Here is a 16560-nt window from a genome sequence, read left to right as displayed (position 1 = left end):
CACCTGAAATCAACCAGGTGCTTAACTAAACTCCCTGGTCTACCGCCTTGGCACGTTTTACAAGCATGTCGTTAGTGCGCTTAACACCAAACCGAAATACCGGTGTTAACAGCCATAGCAGGGGGACTAAAAACCAGCGGTAGATAAACCGCACCAGAATCAATGCTGGCAGTAGCACAATCAACCACACCAGGAATTGACTGAGCCACACTGGCCACCCAAGCCAGCTTGAAAGATTAGCACCAAGCGCGCTTACCAAGCTGGGATGACGAATAACCACATAGGCAGTGCCTGCCACCGCAGCGACTTTGGCCATTCGAGGTAATGCCGCAAAACGGCCTCCGGTTATCAGTACGCCTTGGCGTAAACCAGCACGCGCACCCTGGGCTTCAATGCTGCCCACCCGTGCTGCACGAGCGGCTCTGCCTGCCCGCAGTACCTTCACGGTACTGGCCATCACGAGTAGATCGACACCGGCCCAGCCTAGATCGGCGGCGCCAATGTCGTCACCCCGCCGCCACTGGTTTTCCAAATCGCGTAGCCCGCTGGTAAAAAAGTCACCGACTCCCGTTACGATACGCTCGCCCTGAAGCCACTGGACATCCCCCTGATCACTGACCACAAACTGATTAAGCAAGGCGTGACCATGTGCATCAAGCAGGGCAATGCCCATTTGGCCTCGACGATAAGGCGTCAACGCTGCCTCAGGGGCCACGTTCTCATCGTTCCACCACTTACTAAGCTGCTGGAAGCGCTCCCCCACCCAGTGTTGAGCCTTAAGCGTAGCCACATCGTGATGGCGAAAGTAGCTAACAGGCAGTACGGAGTCGGCCCCATAGCGCACTAGCCCTTGTTGGAACTGAGGTAACAGGCCGTATTCCTCAAGCACCTCTCGGGCAATATCACCGTGTCGCAAGATCGCCAGAGAAGCGCTCATCCATAGCGCCTGATCCGCCGCGTAGCTAAGAAACAGCGCATTGATAGCCGCGGATTCTTGCTGAAGAGAGGACTCCATCTCGGGCAGTGCCCGCTGCGCTTCCAAGCGAACCAGCTTGGCTTCAAATGGCTCGCGGGAGGCCACCGCGGTTAATAACCCTGCCACCAAAATGGTTGTCGCTACTATTAACCACCCAGTCCGTATCGACCACCCAATACGCATCTTTCTCTCCTGCTGTGGCACTGCTATCAGGTTTATACCTGTATCCAGTCTATACCAGTTGCTTATACCCGTTACTCATACCAGTGCTATGTCAAGTTGACGGCTTTTACTCCGTCAATTGTTTCCATTTCACTCTTTTACACCGCTAGGCAATTTGCGCTCATAAAGACGGCAAATTGCTGAACCAGATCAGACGCTCTATACTAGCGTAATAAATTAGCGGGAAAGGTACGCGTCAATGAATCCTATCGATGCAGTGGAAAGCGACGTTATTGATTTAATGGGTGGCGCTGTTGGCGCTCGCTCGGATGAGCTGATTCGCAAAGGCGTGTCACTTGATGCCTTGGAGCGACTGCGAAAAGAGCACGGCATCGACGCTTATGACATCGGGATTATCAATCGCCGCACCCATGATCATCGGCGCTCAAAAGGAAAGCCCTTGACGCCCGACGAAGGAGATCGACTCTACCGAACTAGCAAAATCGTTATCCTTGCCGAAGAGATTTTCGGCAATCGCGAGAAAGCCATTCGTTGGTTAGAGAAACCTCGCCGAGCGCTCGGGGGAATAAGCGCTTTAGCGGCATTGTCCACGACCCCAGGCTATGAAGCAGCAGAGGAGCTACTTCAGCAGCTTCACTATGGCTTGTCGGCGTGACCAAAGTAGCGTGGCGAATATCCAACTACACGGATCTCTCTGGCATAGGTGGCACAATCACTGCTGGCCGGTGGCATTATAAAGGCCAGCCAGTAGTGTACTTGGCCGACTCACCGGCCACGGCGTTACTTGAGGTACTCGTTCACTTTGAAATGAGCATTGATGAGTTACCTGATCACTTTACGCTACTGCGTGTCGAGCTCCCCTCATCAGCCAGCGAGATGTCAGTTGAAGCAAGCCTGCCAGACACTTGGCCTCAACAGCAGCAATTCACCCGTTCACTAGGTTCCCAGTGGCTAAATGAAGGTAGCTCGTTATTGCTCAAAGTCCCGACAGTGATTGTGCCGTATAACGGCAACTATCTTTTTAATCCACGCCACCCAGACGCTAGCCTGGCTAAACTTTCAGTCGAGCAGTTTCCCCTCGACCCCAGACTGGCGTACTAGCCGCCATTAACAGCCACCCAACCACCCCAGTAGCTCACGCTTTACGTCTTGCGCAGGTAGATATTCCAAGGGCTATTCCCAAGGGCTATCCCAAGGGCTATTCCAGCGTCTTCGCGGTCACGTTTGCCGCTGCAGGCTGTGTCGAATGGTGACGATTAATGGCGCTTAGCACGCCTTTCATAGAGGCACTGGTGATGCTGTCATCAGTCCCCACACCGAAGACCGCTTTACCATCAATACGTACCTCCACGTAAGCGATTGCCTCAGCATCGGCACCTTGACCGCGGGAATGCTCATGATAGTCGATGATTTCCACATCATGCCCAGCGCCCGCGAGCGCTTTAACAAAAGCCGCAAGCGGGCCGTTGCCTTCACTCTGCAGTGTTTGTCGTGTGCCGTTCTCCGCCACCAAAGCTTCCAGCGTCACTTTGGGACTGTCTGGTTCAGAGGATAACCGGTGGCTCACCAGCTCGAAGGGGTCGCGCTGCTCTAGATACTCATCGGCAAAGGCTTGATAAATCATTTGTGAGGTAATCTCTCGCCCGGTCCGCTCAGCCACTTCCTGGACGACCTGACTGAACTCGATAGACAGTCGGCGCGGCAGTTCAATACCGTGCTCCTGTTCTAATAAATAGGAAACACCGCCTTTGCCGGACTGACTGTTAACCCGAATAACGGCTTCGTAACTGCGCCCCACGTCCAGCGGGTCGATGGGTAGATAAGGCACATCCCACAACGCCTCTGGATTGGCCCGGCGATCAGCCATGCCCTTTTTAATGGCGTCCTGATGGGAGCCCGAGAACGCGGTGAATACAAGATCACCGACATAGGGATGGCGAGGGTGCACCGGTAGCTGATTGCAATACTCTACTTCACGCATAATCGGCGTGATATTGGAAAAATCGAGCTGGGGAGACACCCCTTGGGTATACATATTCATGGCCAAGGTGACGATATCGACATTCCCGGTGCGCTCGCCGTTACCAAACAAGGTACCTTCCACTCGGTCAGCACCCGCCATTAGCGTTAACTCGGCAGCAGCCACGCCTGTGCCACGATCATTATGTGGGTGAACACTGACGATCAAGTGTTCGCGATTATTGACATGACGGCAGAACCATTCAATTTGATCGGCATAATTGTTGGGCGTGGCAACTTCAACGGTGGCTGGCAGATTGACGATCATGCGCTTATCAGCGCGGGTGTCATACGCCACCATGACGGCTTCAACGATCTCAGCGGCAAAGTCCATTTCGGTCGTGGTGAACAGCTCCGGCGAGTACTGAAACGTCCAGTTAGTTTCCGGTGCGGCCTCCATCTGCTGACGGATCTGCTGAGTAGCCTCTACAGCGATCTGAACGCACTCGGCTTTATCGACGTTAAACACTACCCGCCTAAACATCGGATCGGTGGCATTGTAGACGTGGACAATGGCGTTTTTGGCGCCTTTTAGTGCCTCAAAGGTGTGCTCAATCAAATGCGGGCGCGCCTGGGTCAACACTTGAATCGTCACATCATCGGGGATCTTGTCCTGCTCAATCAGAGAGCGCACAAAATCGAAATCGGTTTGCGATGCTGAGGGAAAGCCTACTTCAATTTGTTTGAAGCCGACGCTGAGCAGCATGTCGAATAAACGCTGTTTGCGCTCCTGATCCATCGGGTCGATCAGTGATTGGTTACCGTCACGCAAGTCAACGCTGCACCAGATCGGCGCGTTATCAATACGTTGATTCGGCCATTGTCGATCGGGCAAATCAACAGCGGCAAAGGGGCGATATTTGCTGGCAGGATCAGTCAACATCATGGCGGCTCTCCTAAATGATTAAGTGGTGGGCTTTTCGATGTGCTTATCGCTGGCATCGTTCTGCGGCGTTTCGTTTTGGAGTGAAGTATTGGAGACTGCGCCGCCCGATGAAGGCGACTGGGCGAGAGCAGTTTCCATGCGATCTAACTGAGCGCGTAAATCGCGCACATCGTTGCGTAACCCCTGCATCTGGGCGACATCACCGTCCTCATTATCCAACTCGAGTAACGCACTCTCTTTTTGCATCACGTCCAGCACAATACCAATCATCATATTGAGAAAAATAAAGGCATTCAAAAAGATGAATGTTAGAAAATAGATCCAGGCGTAGGGGTAGACGTCCATGGCGGGATAAAGCACCGCCGTGGCCCAACTTTCAAACGTGGCGACCTGAAAAAGGGTCAACATGGCCAGCGAGATGTTGCCCCACAATCCCTCGTCTACATTATGAAATAGGAAGCTGCCTATGGCGGCATAGATATAGAAAATGATAAACATCAGTAGCACCACGTAACCCATGCGTGGCACCGACTTTACCAACGCACTGAGCAGCATCTGGAGCTCGGGAATCATCGATACTAAACGGAGTACTCGAAAAATACGCAACAGCCGCGCCAGCAGCACCATTTCCGAATCATCCAATGGAATCAGGCTGGCGGTGACAATTAAGAAGTCGAATACGTTCCAGCCCTTTTTGAAGAAATCACGAAGGCTGCGTTCAGCGGCCATTCTGATTAAAATTTCAATCAGGAAGAAAATCGTTACGGCGGTATCGAGATAGATCAGCCATTGCTCAACCCGGCTGGTTTCTTCATAGGTCTTGGCACCGATGACCAAGGCTGAAATGACGATGATAGCAATCACCACTGCTTCAAAAAACTTATTGGAACGCAGCCTTTCAAAACGGGCTTGCCAGGTATTAAAGGGTTCACTCATGGAACGAAAAATCTCTCAACGGTTGACCGGCACACTTTATACTAAAATTACACGTCCACTACACAAGTGATATCCTGTTGTTTCACTTAATGTATCCTACGCCTCCAGAACGCCTTTTAGGCGCCCTGCTGGCACTCTTTTGACTTTTAGATTTTAGCCGCTGGATGACCCCATGACACTGCTTTGGATAGCCTTATTGCCTTTGCTAGGCGTATTGGTGCCGGCTCTCACCGCGCGACGTGGGCGTACTGTTTGTTCGCTTGCGACAGCGGTGCTGCCCGCTACCGCCTTGGTTTTAACGCTCCTGAATCTACCGGCTCTGCAAAATGGCGAGCCACTGCGTTTTTCGGCTGTCTGGATGCCTGAGCTGGCGTTGAACTTGGCGTTTCGCCTGGATGGGTTATCGCTGCTGTTCAACCTGCTGATCTTGGGTATTGGCCTGCTGATTATACTTTACGCCCACTTTTACCTCGCCAAAGATGAGCCGTTCGGCCGGTTTTACGCCTTCCTGATGCTTTTTATGGCGTCGATGGTCGGCATTTCCATGTCGGACAACCTGATTCTGCTCTGGCTTTTCTGGGAATTGACCAGCCTCTCTTCGTTTTTGTTAATCGGATATTGGTCACACCAATCAGACGCACGTAAAGGCGCTCGAATGGCGCTTACCATTACCGGTGCAGGTGGTCTTGCGCTATTGGCTGGCCTGTTGTTACTGGGCGATATGGCGGGCAGTTTCAACATGGATGATGTCCTGGCCAGTGGCGACGTCATTCTTGCCGACTCACGATACCCGCTCATGCTGGGATTGGTACTGTTAGGGGCCTTTACTAAATCGGCCCAGTTCCCGTTCCATTTTTGGCTGCCCCATGCCATGGCGGCGCCCACCCCGGTTTCGGCTTACCTGCATTCGGCGACGATGGTCAAAGCAGGTATTTTCCTGATGGCGCGGCTGCACCCGGCGATCGCGGGTAGTGAGTTATGGAGCGTCGTCGTTTCCCTCGTGGGCATTGTCACCATGCTATATGGTGCTTGGTTCGCGCTCATGAAAACCGACATCAAGGGTATTCTGGCGTTTTCCACCGTTAGCCACCTGGGGTTAATCACTGCTCTATTGGGTATTGGCAGCCCGATGGCGATATTGGCCGCGCTATTTCATATCGTTAACCACGCCACCTTTAAAGCAGCGCTATTTATGAGTGCGGGGATTATCGACCATGAAACCGGCACCCGCGAGCTAAAGCAGCTAGGAAGTCTTAAAAAGACCATGCCGGTGACGGCCCTATTAACCTCGCTAGCGGCGGCAGCCATGGCGGGTGTGCCGTTATTTAACGGCTTTTTATCCAAAGAGATGTTCTTTACCGAAACGCTGGCCACCCCGGTATTAGGGGGCATAAGCTGGTTAATGCCCACGTTGGCCGCTATAGGCGGCATTTTGTCGGTGGCCTACTCGGTGCGTTTGGTACATGCGGTATTTTTCAAGCCGGCCCGTGAAGCGCCACCGAAGACACCTCACGAGCCGCCCCATCTAATGCGCCTGCCAGTGGAAATATTAGTCGTGCTCTGTGTCGTGGTTGGGCTATTCCCCGCGCTAATGGCAACCGGATTACTCGCGCTTGCCAGCCAAAGCGTGATTGGTAGTCCATTCGATTTTTATCTGAGCCTCTGGCATGGCTTTAATCTTCCGTTATTGATGAGTGCGCTCGCCTTTTTAATCGGTATTCCCCTTTACTGGCGACATGGCGACATACGCCAATATACCCAACAGTTTGCTGGCGTTGATGCGCGGCGCGTGTTTGAGCGCCTGCTTATCGCTATTAGCTATCGTGCTCAACAGTTTATCGCGGCCTTGGACGGCTTCTCTCTCCAGCGCTACATGGGCTGGCTATGGCTAGCGGCACTGGTGATGGGCGGCATTGGCCTTGTGCAGATTACCGATTTAACTGGTGCCGCGGGTAACCAGTCGCTGGATGGGGTTCTTATCTTGGGCGCGGGTATGCTGATATTTGGCGGTATTGCGACCGCTGCTACCCACCGCTATCGGTTAATTTCTCTTTTAATGCTGTCAGTGGTGGGCCTGTTTGTCGCCTTAACATTTGCACGTTTTTCAGCACCGGATCTGGCCCTCACCCAACTGTCGGTAGAAGTCGTCACCATGATCCTACTCATGTTGGCGCTGTTTTTCCTGCCGCAAAAAACACCCCAGGAATCCAGCCCGCTTCGCAATATCCGAGATATGCTATTAGCCGGCTCGCTGGGGTTGGTCGTTGCCAGCCTCAACTATGCTGTTTTGACGCGCGAGACGCTGTCGATTTCCAACTTCTTTATTGAAAACAGCAAGTCCGGTGGCGGCGGTTATAATGTCGTCAACGTGATTCTGGTCGACTTCAGGGGATTCGATACGCTGGGAGAGATCACCGTGCTCGCCATTGCAGGTCTGGCGATCTTTAAATTGCTAAACCGTTTGCGCCTGTTTATGCCGCACAGTGATGGCGAAGGAAGGGTCTGGTCACCTGACCGCTACCCAGCGGTATTAACCTCTATTTCAATGACGCTGCTACCGTTGGCACTATTAGTCTCTGCGTTTATCTTCCTGCGTGGCCACAACCAGCCAGGCGGTGGCTTTATCGCCGGACTGATTACCGCCGTTGCTCTTATCCTGCTGTACATGGCACGTGGCGTGGCGTGGGCGCAAGAGCGCCTGGATTTCCCTTTCCAGCCGGTCGCGATTATCGGCGTTGCGATCGCCACTTTGACCGGGCTGGGTAGCTGGCTACTGGGCTACCCCTTCTTAACCTCTTCATTTGGTTACTTCAGCCTACCGCTAATCGGTACCTTTGAGCTGGCGACGGCCCTGCTCTTCGACCTGGGTGTCTACCTGGCGGTAGTGGGTGCCACGCTGATGATTCTGGCTAATCTGGGTAAGGTCACCACTGCCCACCGCCCTGTGACTGAAGCCTCCGAAAAAGATGCTGACGCCAGCGCCGACCTCACACCCGCGAAGGAGCCTCGCTAATGGAGCTACTGTATGCGATCACCACCGGCGTACTGACCGCGAGTGGTCTTTACTTGACGTTGCGAGGCCGCACCTTCCCGGTAGTGGTGGGCCTCACTCTGCTCTCCTATGCCGTCAATCTATTTTTGTTTTCGATGGGCGGCTTAACCACTGACGGCCCCGCCATTGTGTCCGAAGGAACCCCTTATGCCGACCCTCTCCCCCAGGCGCTAGTGCTGACCGCGATTGTGATCGGGTTTGCGATGACCGCCTTTGTGGTGATTTTAGCCATGCGCGCGCGAAGTGAAGTAGGGAATGACCACGTAGACGGGAAAAAGGAAGACCGAGAATGATGCAGCACCTGATTGTGCTACCCGTCGTTTTGCCACTGGTGGCGGGCATACTGTTGCTCTATCAACGCCAAGGGCTAGTGCGCTATAAGCGAACGGTTAGCGTCGTTGCTACCTTTCTGCTATTGCTGGTCGCGGTCGCTTTGTTAGCGCAGGCCAACAGCGGTGAGGTGACTTTTTACGCCTTGGGTAATTGGCAAGCACCGTTTGGAATTGTACTGGTGCTTGATCGACTCTCGGCGCTGATGCTGCTCATTACCGCGCTATTGGCGGTAGGTGCGGTTATCTTTGCGTGCGCCGGCGACGATGAAAAAGGCAGTAACTTTCATGGCCTTTTTCAGTGGCAGCTACTAGGCATTAACGGGGCCTTTTTAACCGGCGACCTGTTTAACCTGTTCGTCTTTTTTGAAGTACTGCTGCTGGCTTCATACGCACTGCTGTTACACGGTGGCGGTAAAGCGCGTATTCAGGCAAGCGTTCACTATGTAGTGCTTAACCTGGCCGGGTCTTCGCTGTTCCTGATCGCGGTAGGGGTACTTTATGGCGCAACAGGCACACTGAATATGGCCGATATGGCGGTACGTGTGGCGTCGCTACCCCCCGAGCGTGAAGGTCTAGTCACCGCTGGCGCACTGATGCTGTTAGTAGTGTTTGGTTTGAAATCCGCGATACTGCCACTCTACTTTTGGCTGCCAAAAGCCTACGCTTCCGCCCCTGCGCCGGTGGCGGCGCTGTTTGCAGTGATGACAAAAGTAGGTATTTACGCCATTCTTCGGGTGTATTCGCTGATCTTTGGCGAAAGCGCTGGCGGCCTGGAAGCATTGGAACAACCGTGGGTGTGGTGGTTGTCGCTGGCGACCCTGGCAGCAGCAGGCGTTGGTGTGATGGCCGCGCAGGATTTACGCCTGCTAGTGGCCTACCTGGTGCTGGTGTCGGTAGGCACCCTGCTGGCAGGTGTTGGCATGCGCTCACCTCAAGCAGTCTCTGCGCTACTCTACTACCTGATTCATACGACACTGATCACCGGAGGCTTATTCCTTCTGGCCGAAATGATCGGCTTGCAACGTGGTAAAGCAGGCACTCGTATCGTCAAGGGCCGGCCCATGGTGCAAGGGGCAGCGTTGGGAATGCTGTTTTTTATCGGCGCTATCGCGGTTGCCGGGGTTCCGCCGTTTTCGGGCGCTTTCGGTAAGGCGTTAATGCTAAATGCTGCCGAAGGTTCGCAGCGTCTATGGCTTTGGCCTCTTATACTGCTGACCAGTTTAGCCTCGCTGATTGCTCTTTCGCGGGCAGGCTCTACGCTCTTCTGGCGGAGTCATCGCGGCAATGATAGCGGCAGCCCTTTATCCTATCGCCAGTGGATGGGCACTGCTTGGCTGCTCAGCGCAGCCCCCCTTCTAGTGCTGTTTGCCGGCCCAGTGAGTAATTACACTCAGGCCACCGCAGACCAGCTAGCCAACCCACAGGTGCTGATTCGCACGTTACTACCTGAAGCGGGAGATGCCCCATGATCGCCACGCGCGCCTGGCTGCCGACGCCTGTTTTATCCCTACTGTTGCTAGTGGTCTGGCTACTGCTGGTACGCAGCTATGCCTTTGGTCAATTCGTGCTCGGTGGTGCATTGGCCATTTTGATTCCTTTGTTAACCTACCGTTTCTGGGATGCGCGTCCGCGTATTGCTAAGCCATTCGCGTTATTACGGTTTATTTTTCGCGTACTGGGCGACATTATTACCGCCAACTTTGAAGTGGCTTATTTGATTGCCAACCCGTGGCGCACCCTCAAGCCGCACTTTGTTGAATACCCATTGATGCTTGAGGAGCGGTTTACGATTACGCTGCTGGCCAGCACGATCAGCCTGACGCCTGGCACCGTCTCGGCGAACTTGCGCATGGATGGTAAATCATTGCTGATTCATGCCTTGAACGTGGACGATGTGGATAAGCTGATTGAGCAGATTCGCGAGCGCTACGAGCGTCCGCTCAAGGAGATTTACGAATGCTGAGCATTGCACTCTATATCACCTTAGCGCTGGTGGTGATGGCGCTGTTGATGAACCTTTATCGACTCACCATCGGCCCCAGCCTGCCCGACCGAGTACTCGCGCTGGACACCATGTATGTCAACTCGATCGCACTAATCGTTCTGCTGGGGCTATGGCTGAACAGTAAAACCTATTTTGAATCGGCACTGCTTATTGCGATGCTCGGCTTCATCAGTACCGTCGCGGTATGCAAATATATGTTGCGCGGGGACATTATCGAATAATGAACATGAGCTATCGAATGATGAACATGAGCAAGGGGATCTATGTCAGCCATAATTGAAGTGATTATTTCGCTACTGCTGATTGCTGGCGGCATTTTTGTGTTTATCGGCTCGCTGGGGATGGCCCACTTGCGTGATTTTTACATGCGCCTTCATGGTCCGACCAAAGCCACTACCCTGGGTATTGGCTGTATGTTGATTGCATCAATGATGTATTTCTGGAACGTACACGGCAAGCCCGATATTCAGGAGTTGCTGATTACGCTGTTTTTGTTTATCACCGCCCCTGTTAGTGCTCACCTGTTGGCTAAATCCGGCTTGCACCTACGCTTAAAGCACGCCGACAAGACCCAAGGCAAACCACTCGAACTAAGGTCTGAAGAAGTGGGCGACAAACCCGTCCCCCATCCTGATAAAGGCCATGGCTAACTCGCTGCTTTTATGACAAGCGGGGTGGGTGCAGTAACCCCGCTTAGTCATGCGCCAACCCCGCTTTTGTCATTGCGAACGTAGTGAAGCAATCTCGGGTTTGGTTTGCCACCGCAGGCAGAGATTGCCGCGTCGCTGCGCTCCTCGCAATGACATGGGGAAGGACTCGCAACCTCACTTCTGTGTCATTGCGAGCGGGGTGTAAAAACCCCGCTTTTGTCATTGCGAGCGAAGCGCGGCAATCTTGCTTTTGTCATTGCGAACGTAGTGAAGCAATCTGGGTTTAGTGCCACCGCAGGACGAGATTGCCGCGTCGCTGCGCTCCTCGCAATGACATGGGAAAGGCCTCGCAGTGGTATTTTCAGGTTACGCCACTAAAGCTATTACGACGTTAAATCGTTCTGATGATAGCCCATCAGATACAGCACACCCTCAAGCCCGGCGATAGAGATTGACTGACGTGCCTGGGCCCGGACCATTGGTTTGGCTCGAAAGGCAACGCCCATGCCCGCTTTGGCAAGCATCTTGAGATCATTGGCACCGTCGCCCACGGCAATGGTTTGCTCAAGCGTTAGTCCTTCACGCAATGCAATGGCCTCCAGCAGCTCGGCTTTGCGCTCAGCGTCCACGATAGGCTCGCGCACCTCCCCCGTCACTTTCCCTTTCTCAATGACCAGTTCGTTGGCATGAATCTCGTCAATACCCAGCATTTCCTGCAGGTGTCGTGCAAAGTAGGTGAAGCCGCCAGAAAGAATCGCGGTGCGGTAACCTAATCGCTTTAAGTTGGTTATCAAGCGCTCGGAGCCCTCCATCAGCGGTAACTGAGCAGCAATGTCCGATAGCACCGCTTCATCCAGCCCGGCAAGCTTACTCATGCGTTCGCGGAAACTCGCTTTAAAATCCAGCTCACCCCGCATGGCACGCTCGGTCACCTCGGCGACGACATCGCCGACACCATGGCGGCGCGCCAGCTCATCGATCACTTCGGTTTTTATCAGCGTGGAGTCCATATCGAAACAGACCAGCCCCGGGCTCACTGGGCCACGAAGACGCTCCTGAACCACAATATCCGCGTTCAAGGTATCGCTTAACACCAAGGCAGCCTTGCGTACGGCATCAACATCGATCTCATCACCCACCAAGCGCTGCTCGATACAGTCCATGTCGCCAGACGAAGAGGCGTTGGAGAGCTGCTGGAAAGCTATTTCCTCAAGACCAAACTGGGACCTTAACGCCTCTATCTGCGATTGGATATCCGCAGTGAAACGCGGCGCTAACACGGTCAGAATCACTTCACCACGTGCCATCACTTACTCCCCTGACTCTAATCGATCTACTTTCTGGAATCCGCGGGGCAACTTACTGCCACGGCGACCGCGCTCGCCACGATAGTACGCCAAATCGTCAGCTTTTAAGGTTAGCTTGCGCTTACCAGCATGAATCATCAACGCCGCCCCCTCGTCCAGAACGACCATTCCGGTGACAAACTCTTCTCGCCGGGCAGCCCGAGGGCCAGGAATATCGAGCATTTTATTGCCTTTCCCTTTGCTCATCTCAGGCAGTTGATCCAAGGGGAAGAGCAGCAGGCGACCTTCGTTTGAAACCGATGCCACCCATAGCTGCTCGCCCTCGGGCACTTCAACCGGTGCCATGACGTTGCATCCTTTAGGCAAGCTAAGCACCGCTTTACCGGCTTTGTTCTTGCCGGTCAGGGTATCGAGCCGAGCAACAAACCCATAGCCGCCGTCAGTGGCGAGTACAAAGCGCCGCTCGGGAGGGGCAAACATCAGCCCTGCCATCTTGGCTCCGGCGGCTACGTTGGCACGCCCCGTGACAGGCTCGCCCTGGCCCCGCGCACTGGGCAAGTTGTGCGCCGACAGCGTATAGGCGCGCCCGGTATCGTCCAGTAGCACTAGCGACTGGTTGGTTTTCCCTCGCGCGGCCAATTGAAAGCTATCCCCAGCTTTGTAAGAGAGCCCTTCGGGATCAATATCGTGCCCCTTGGCGGCACGAATCCAGCCTTTGTCCGAGAGCACCACGGTAATCGGGTCTGCGCCTAGTAGCTCTACCTCCGAAAGCGCTTTCGACTCTTCGCGCTCTACCAAGGGGGAACGGCGCTCATCGCCATGCTCTTTGCCCGCAGCACGAATCTCTTTTTCAATCAGCGTTGTGAGCTTGGCTTCGCTGCCCAACAGTCCCTGTAAATATTTGCGCTCTTTTTCCAGCTCATCCTGCTCGCCACGAATCTTCATCTCTTCGAGCTTGGCAAGATGACGCAGACGCAGCTCCAAAATAGCCTCGGCCTGACGTTCGGAAAGGCTAAAGGTCGAGATCAGCGACGCTTTTGGGTCATCCTCTTCACGAATGATGCGGATCACTTCATCCAGATCGAGATAGGCGATTAACAGACCTTCCAGAATATGCAGCCGATCTTCGACTTTCCCTAGGCGATGTTCTAAGCGGCGTCGCACGGTGCTGCGCCGGAACTGCAGCCATTCGCCCAGCATTTCTGGCAACGGCATCACTCGCGGGCGGCCATCCAGGCCGATGACGTTCATGTTCACCCGCACGTTCTTTTCAAGATCCGTGGTGGCGAACAGATGGGCCATCAATGACTCAACGTCAATCCGGTTGGAGCGTGGCTCAATGACCAGGCGAGTAGGCTCTTCGTGAGTCGACTCATCGCGCAGGTCGGCCACCATCGGTAGCTTTTTGGCCTGCATTTGCGCTGCAATCTGCTCCAGCACCTTGGCGCCGCTAACCTGATACGGCACGGCGGTGATGACGATGTTGGCCTCTTCGCGCACATAGCGAGCACGCAGCTTGACCGAGCCACGACCGGATTCGTAGAGCTTACACAGGTCCGCTGGCGGAGTGATGATTTCAGCGTCCGTGGGAAAGTCGGGCGCCGGTAGAAATTCCATCAAATCGACGGTAGTGGCTTTGGGGTTACGTAGCAGGTGACAGGTCGCTTCGACCACTTCTGATACGTTGTGAGGCGGAATGTCGGTGGCCATACCGACCGCAATACCGGTACCACCGTTGAGCAGCACATGAGGTAACTTGGCGGGCAGCACCAGCGGCTCCTGCATGGTGCCATCGAAGTTAGGCGCCCAATCCACGGTACCCTGGCCCAGCTCACTCAGCAACACTTCGGCAAACTTGGACAGTTTGGCCTCGGTGTAGCGCATGGCAGCAAACGACTTAGGGTCATCAGGGCTACCCCAGTTGCCCTGTCCATCCACTAGGGGGTAACGGTAGCTAAACGGCTGCGCCATCAGCACCATGGCTTCATAACAGGCGCTGTCACCGTGTGGGTGAAACTTACCCAGCACGTCGCCAACGGTCCGCGCCGACTTTTTATACTTGGCATTGGCATGTAGCGCCAGCTCGCGCATGGCGTAAATGATCCGCCGCTGAACGGGTTTCATGCCGTCGCCAATATTGGGCAAGGCGCGGTCAAGGATCACGTACATCGAGTAGTCGAGGTACGCTTTTTCGGTGTAGTCGCGCAGGGAGAGACGCTCGACGTCGCCCTCCGCTACTTGAATATCCATGGTCATCGGGGGTTATACCTCAATGTCTGCGAGGTTGCCGTAATTTTCCAGCCACTTTTTGCGATCACTCGCGCGCTTTTTGGCCAGTAGCATATCCATCATTTCCAGCGTGCCATCGCCCTCAGACAGGGTTAGCTGCACTAGGCGCCGGGTTTCGGTTGCCATGGTCGTTTCACGCAACTGCAGCGGGCTCATCTCACCCAGGCCTTTAAAACGCTGCACATTAGGCGTCCCGCGCTTTGTGGCTAGCTGTTTGAGAATGGCGGTTTTTTCACTCTCATCCAGGGCGTAGTGCACCTCCTTGCCTAAATCGATACGGTAAAGCGGCGGCATGGCCACATACACATGTCCTGCATCGACCAAACTTGGAAAATGACGCACAAACAGCGCGCACAGCAGTGTTGCTATATGAAGGCCGTCGGAGTCGGCATCGGCGAGAATACAAATCTTGTGGTAACGCAGCTTTTCCAGGTCAGCGCTGCCAGGGTCGGCCCCAATGGCAACCGCTATATCATGGACTTCCTGTGAGCCATAAATATCGTGGGTTTCCACTTCCCAAGTATTCAGGATCTTGCCGCGCAGTGGCAGGATCGCCTGAGTTTCGCGGTTACGCGCCTGTTTGGCACTACCGCCAGCGGAATCACCCTCCACCAGAAACAGCTCGCTTAAAGCAGGGTCCTGGCCAGAACAATCGGCGAGTTTACCGGGCAGCGCGGGGCCGGAAGTGACTTTTTTACGCGCGACTTTTTTAGCTTTCTTCTGGCGATTTTGCGCCGCATTGATGACCAGCTCTGCAATCGCTTCGGCTTGGTCCACATGGTGGTTAAGCCATAACGAGAAGGCGTCTTTAACAACCCCGGAAACGAACCCCGCTATCGTTCGCGACGAGAGCCGCTCTTTGGTTTGCCCGGCAAACTGCGGATCCAGCATTTTGACCGACAGCACATAGGAGGTGCGTTCCCACAGATCATCGGCCGTTAGCTTGATCCCACGGGGCAACAGGTTGCGGTATTCGCAGAATTCACGCAGCGCATCCAGCAACCCAGAGCGGAAGCCATTCACATGGGTGCCGCCTTGGGGTGTGGGGATAAGATTGACGTAGCTTTCCAACAGCGATTCGCCGCCTTCAGGTAGCCATTGAATTGCCCAATCAACGCCGTGCTCATCATCGTTAAAATGGCCAACGAACGGTTCTTTGGGCAGCACCTCGTAGCCATCGGTGGCTTCTATCAGGTAATCGCGTAGGCCGTCGGCAAATTCCCATTCGGTGCGAGTGCCTTCGGGCTCCACCAGCGTAACCTTGAGTCCGGGGCAAAGCACTGCCTTGGCACGCAGCAGATGCTTTAGCCGGGTAAGTGCAAGTTTAGGGCTATCGAAGTAGCTCTCATCCGGCCAGAAGCGCACCAGAGTGCCACTCGCCCGCTTGGGTGCTTTGCCAAGCTCATGCAGCTCTTCGACTTTTTCTCCGTACTCAAAGGCCATGGCATGACGCGCGCCACCTCGGGTCACCTCTACCTCTAGTCGGCGAGATAGTGCGTTCACCACCGAGACCCCGACGCCGTGCAAACCGCCGGAAAAACGGTAGCTTGAGGAGGAGAATTTTCCCCCTGAGTGCAGCTTGGTAAAGATTAGCTCAACACCCGAGACGCCGTGCTCGGGATGTAGATCAATCGGCATGCCACGGCCATTGTCTTGAACCTCGATGCCACCGTCGCTATGCAGCACCACGTTAATCTCGGTGGCATGCTCGGCAAGCGCCTCATCGACGCTGTTATCAATGACTTCCTGAGCAAGGTGATTGGGACGTGTCGTGTCGGTATACATACCGGGACGTTTACGTACCGGTTCAAGCCCTGACAGGACTTCGATAGAACTCGCGCCGTACTGAGAGGCATCAAACTGGGTCATGTAACGTCGATTCCTGAAGGGTAGTACTTGTCGTTGCGCTGGTCGTTACCAGCGCC

At 54.4% G+C, this 16560-nt stretch carries 14 protein-coding genes; 8 read left to right on the top strand and 6 right to left on the bottom strand.

The window, feature by feature from the left end; translation table 11 throughout:
• Positions 1-25: 25 nt before the first annotated feature.
• A complete protein-coding gene (locus ACFFLD_RS09870) occupies positions 26-1159 on the bottom strand; it encodes a hypothetical protein (RefSeq protein WP_386039629.1) in 1134 nt (377 codons plus the stop codon).
• Positions 1160-1397: 238 nt separating this feature from the next.
• On the opposite strand from ACFFLD_RS09870, the gene ACFFLD_RS09865 reads away from it, so the two are divergent.
• Together ACFFLD_RS09865 and ACFFLD_RS09860 are read left to right on the top strand one after the other, a co-directional pair.
• Entirely contained in the window at positions 1398-1814 is a 417-nt protein-coding gene (locus ACFFLD_RS09865; protein WP_386039627.1) for an antitoxin Xre/MbcA/ParS toxin-binding domain-containing protein, read from the top strand.
• Positions 1811-2260 carry an RES family NAD+ phosphorylase gene (locus ACFFLD_RS09860; protein ID WP_386039625.1) on the top strand — a complete coding sequence of 150 codons (450 nt, stop codon included), beginning with the start codon at positions 1811-1813 and terminating at the stop codon, positions 2258-2260. The genes ACFFLD_RS09865 and ACFFLD_RS09860 overlap by 4 nt, the downstream gene beginning before the upstream one ends.
• Before the next feature lie 97 nt (positions 2261-2357).
• Here ACFFLD_RS09860 and leuA read toward each other — a convergent pair whose 3' ends face one another.
• Together leuA and ACFFLD_RS09850 are read right to left on the bottom strand one after the other, a co-directional pair.
• Positions 2358-4064: a 2-isopropylmalate synthase gene (gene leuA / locus ACFFLD_RS09855; RefSeq protein WP_386039623.1), complete on the bottom strand. Its 1707-nt coding sequence runs from the start codon at positions 4062-4064 to the stop codon at positions 2358-2360.
• 18 nt (positions 4065-4082) lie between these two features.
• Positions 4083-5000: an ion transporter gene (locus ACFFLD_RS09850; protein WP_386039621.1), complete on the bottom strand. Its 918-nt coding sequence runs from the start codon at positions 4998-5000 to the stop codon at positions 4083-4085.
• Between the two features lie 172 nt (positions 5001-5172).
• Here ACFFLD_RS09850 and ACFFLD_RS09845 point away from each other — a divergent pair, with 172 nt between their 5' ends.
• Genes ACFFLD_RS09845 through ACFFLD_RS09820 form a run of 6 tightly spaced genes read left to right on the top strand, consistent with a single transcriptional unit; the run spans position 5173 to position 11039 of the window.
• Entirely contained in the window at positions 5173-8013 is a 2841-nt protein-coding gene (locus ACFFLD_RS09845; protein WP_386039619.1) for a monovalent cation/H+ antiporter subunit A, read from the top strand.
• Positions 8013-8345: a Na+/H+ antiporter subunit C gene (locus ACFFLD_RS09840; RefSeq protein ID WP_386039617.1), complete on the top strand. Its 333-nt coding sequence runs from the start codon at positions 8013-8015 to the stop codon at positions 8343-8345. Before ACFFLD_RS09845 ends, ACFFLD_RS09840 begins: the two co-directional genes overlap by 1 nt.
• Positions 8342-9853 carry a monovalent cation/H+ antiporter subunit D gene (locus ACFFLD_RS09835; protein ID WP_386039615.1) on the top strand — a complete coding sequence of 504 codons (1512 nt, stop codon included), beginning with the start codon at positions 8342-8344 and terminating at the stop codon, positions 9851-9853. The genes ACFFLD_RS09840 and ACFFLD_RS09835 overlap by 4 nt, the downstream gene beginning before the upstream one ends.
• On the top strand, positions 9850-10347 hold the full coding sequence (locus ACFFLD_RS09830) for a Na+/H+ antiporter subunit E (RefSeq protein ID WP_386039613.1): 498 nt from the start codon (positions 9850-9852) through the stop codon (positions 10345-10347). Before ACFFLD_RS09835 ends, ACFFLD_RS09830 begins: the two co-directional genes overlap by 4 nt.
• On the top strand, positions 10341-10610 hold the full coding sequence (locus ACFFLD_RS09825; protein WP_386039611.1) for a K+/H+ antiporter subunit F: 270 nt from the start codon (positions 10341-10343) through the stop codon (positions 10608-10610). Before ACFFLD_RS09830 ends, ACFFLD_RS09825 begins: the two co-directional genes overlap by 7 nt.
• A 42-nt stretch (positions 10611-10652) precedes the next feature.
• Positions 10653-11039: a Na+/H+ antiporter subunit G gene (locus ACFFLD_RS09820; RefSeq protein ID WP_386039609.1), complete on the top strand. Its 387-nt coding sequence runs from the start codon at positions 10653-10655 to the stop codon at positions 11037-11039.
• 383 nt (positions 11040-11422) lie between these two features.
• Here the strand turns inward: ACFFLD_RS09820 and serB are convergent, their stop codons facing one another.
• Genes serB through parE form a run of 3 tightly spaced genes read right to left on the bottom strand, consistent with a single transcriptional unit; the run spans position 11423 to position 16504 of the window.
• Positions 11423-12346 (bottom strand): phosphoserine phosphatase SerB, encoded by a 924-nt coding sequence (gene serB, locus ACFFLD_RS09815; RefSeq protein WP_386039607.1) that lies wholly within the window; start codon positions 12344-12346, stop codon positions 11423-11425.
• A 3-nt stretch (positions 12347-12349) separates the two neighbouring features.
• On the bottom strand, positions 12350-14602 hold the full coding sequence (gene parC / locus ACFFLD_RS09810; protein WP_386039605.1) for a DNA topoisomerase IV subunit A: 2253 nt from the start codon (positions 14600-14602) through the stop codon (positions 12350-12352).
• Between the two features lie 6 nt (positions 14603-14608).
• Positions 14609-16504, bottom strand: a complete 1896-nt coding sequence (gene parE / locus ACFFLD_RS09805; RefSeq protein WP_386039603.1) for a DNA topoisomerase IV subunit B — start codon at positions 16502-16504, stop codon at positions 14609-14611.
• Between the last annotated feature and the right edge of the window lie 56 nt (positions 16505-16560).

The organism is Vreelandella sulfidaeris, from assembly GCF_042429665.1.
In the GTDB taxonomy this organism is placed as follows: domain Bacteria; phylum Pseudomonadota; class Gammaproteobacteria; order Pseudomonadales; family Halomonadaceae; genus Vreelandella.
This window is presented reverse-complemented; position numbering and strand designations above follow the sequence as displayed.

Excerpts from the sequence above, each read along its gene's own strand:
- ACFFLD_RS09870 (WP_386039629.1), bottom strand. The coding sequence starts at position 1,159 with ATGCGTATTGGGTGGTCGATACGGACTGGGTGGTTAATAGTAGCGACA.
- ACFFLD_RS09865 (WP_386039627.1), top strand. The coding sequence starts at position 1,398 with ATGAATCCTATCGATGCAGTGGAAAGCGACGTTATTGATTTAATGGGT.
- leuA (WP_386039623.1), bottom strand. The coding sequence starts at position 4,064 with ATGATGTTGACTGATCCTGCCAGCAAATATCGCCCCTTTGCCGCTGTT.
- ACFFLD_RS09850 (WP_386039621.1), bottom strand. The coding sequence starts at position 5,000 with ATGAGTGAACCCTTTAATACCTGGCAAGCCCGTTTTGAAAGGCTGCGT.
- ACFFLD_RS09845 (WP_386039619.1), top strand. The coding sequence starts at position 5,173 with ATGACACTGCTTTGGATAGCCTTATTGCCTTTGCTAGGCGTATTGGTG.
- ACFFLD_RS09840 (WP_386039617.1), top strand. The coding sequence starts at position 8,013 with ATGGAGCTACTGTATGCGATCACCACCGGCGTACTGACCGCGAGTGGT.
- ACFFLD_RS09835 (WP_386039615.1), top strand. The coding sequence starts at position 8,342 with ATGATGCAGCACCTGATTGTGCTACCCGTCGTTTTGCCACTGGTGGCG.
- ACFFLD_RS09830 (WP_386039613.1), top strand. The coding sequence starts at position 9,850 with ATGATCGCCACGCGCGCCTGGCTGCCGACGCCTGTTTTATCCCTACTG.
- ACFFLD_RS09825 (WP_386039611.1), top strand. The coding sequence starts at position 10,341 with ATGCTGAGCATTGCACTCTATATCACCTTAGCGCTGGTGGTGATGGCG.
- ACFFLD_RS09820 (WP_386039609.1), top strand. The coding sequence starts at position 10,653 with ATGTCAGCCATAATTGAAGTGATTATTTCGCTACTGCTGATTGCTGGC.
- serB (WP_386039607.1), bottom strand. The coding sequence starts at position 12,346 with ATGGCACGTGGTGAAGTGATTCTGACCGTGTTAGCGCCGCGTTTCACT.
- parC (WP_386039605.1), bottom strand. The coding sequence starts at position 14,602 with ATGACCATGGATATTCAAGTAGCGGAGGGCGACGTCGAGCGTCTCTCC.
- parE (WP_386039603.1), bottom strand. The coding sequence starts at position 16,504 with ATGACCCAGTTTGATGCCTCTCAGTACGGCGCGAGTTCTATCGAAGTC.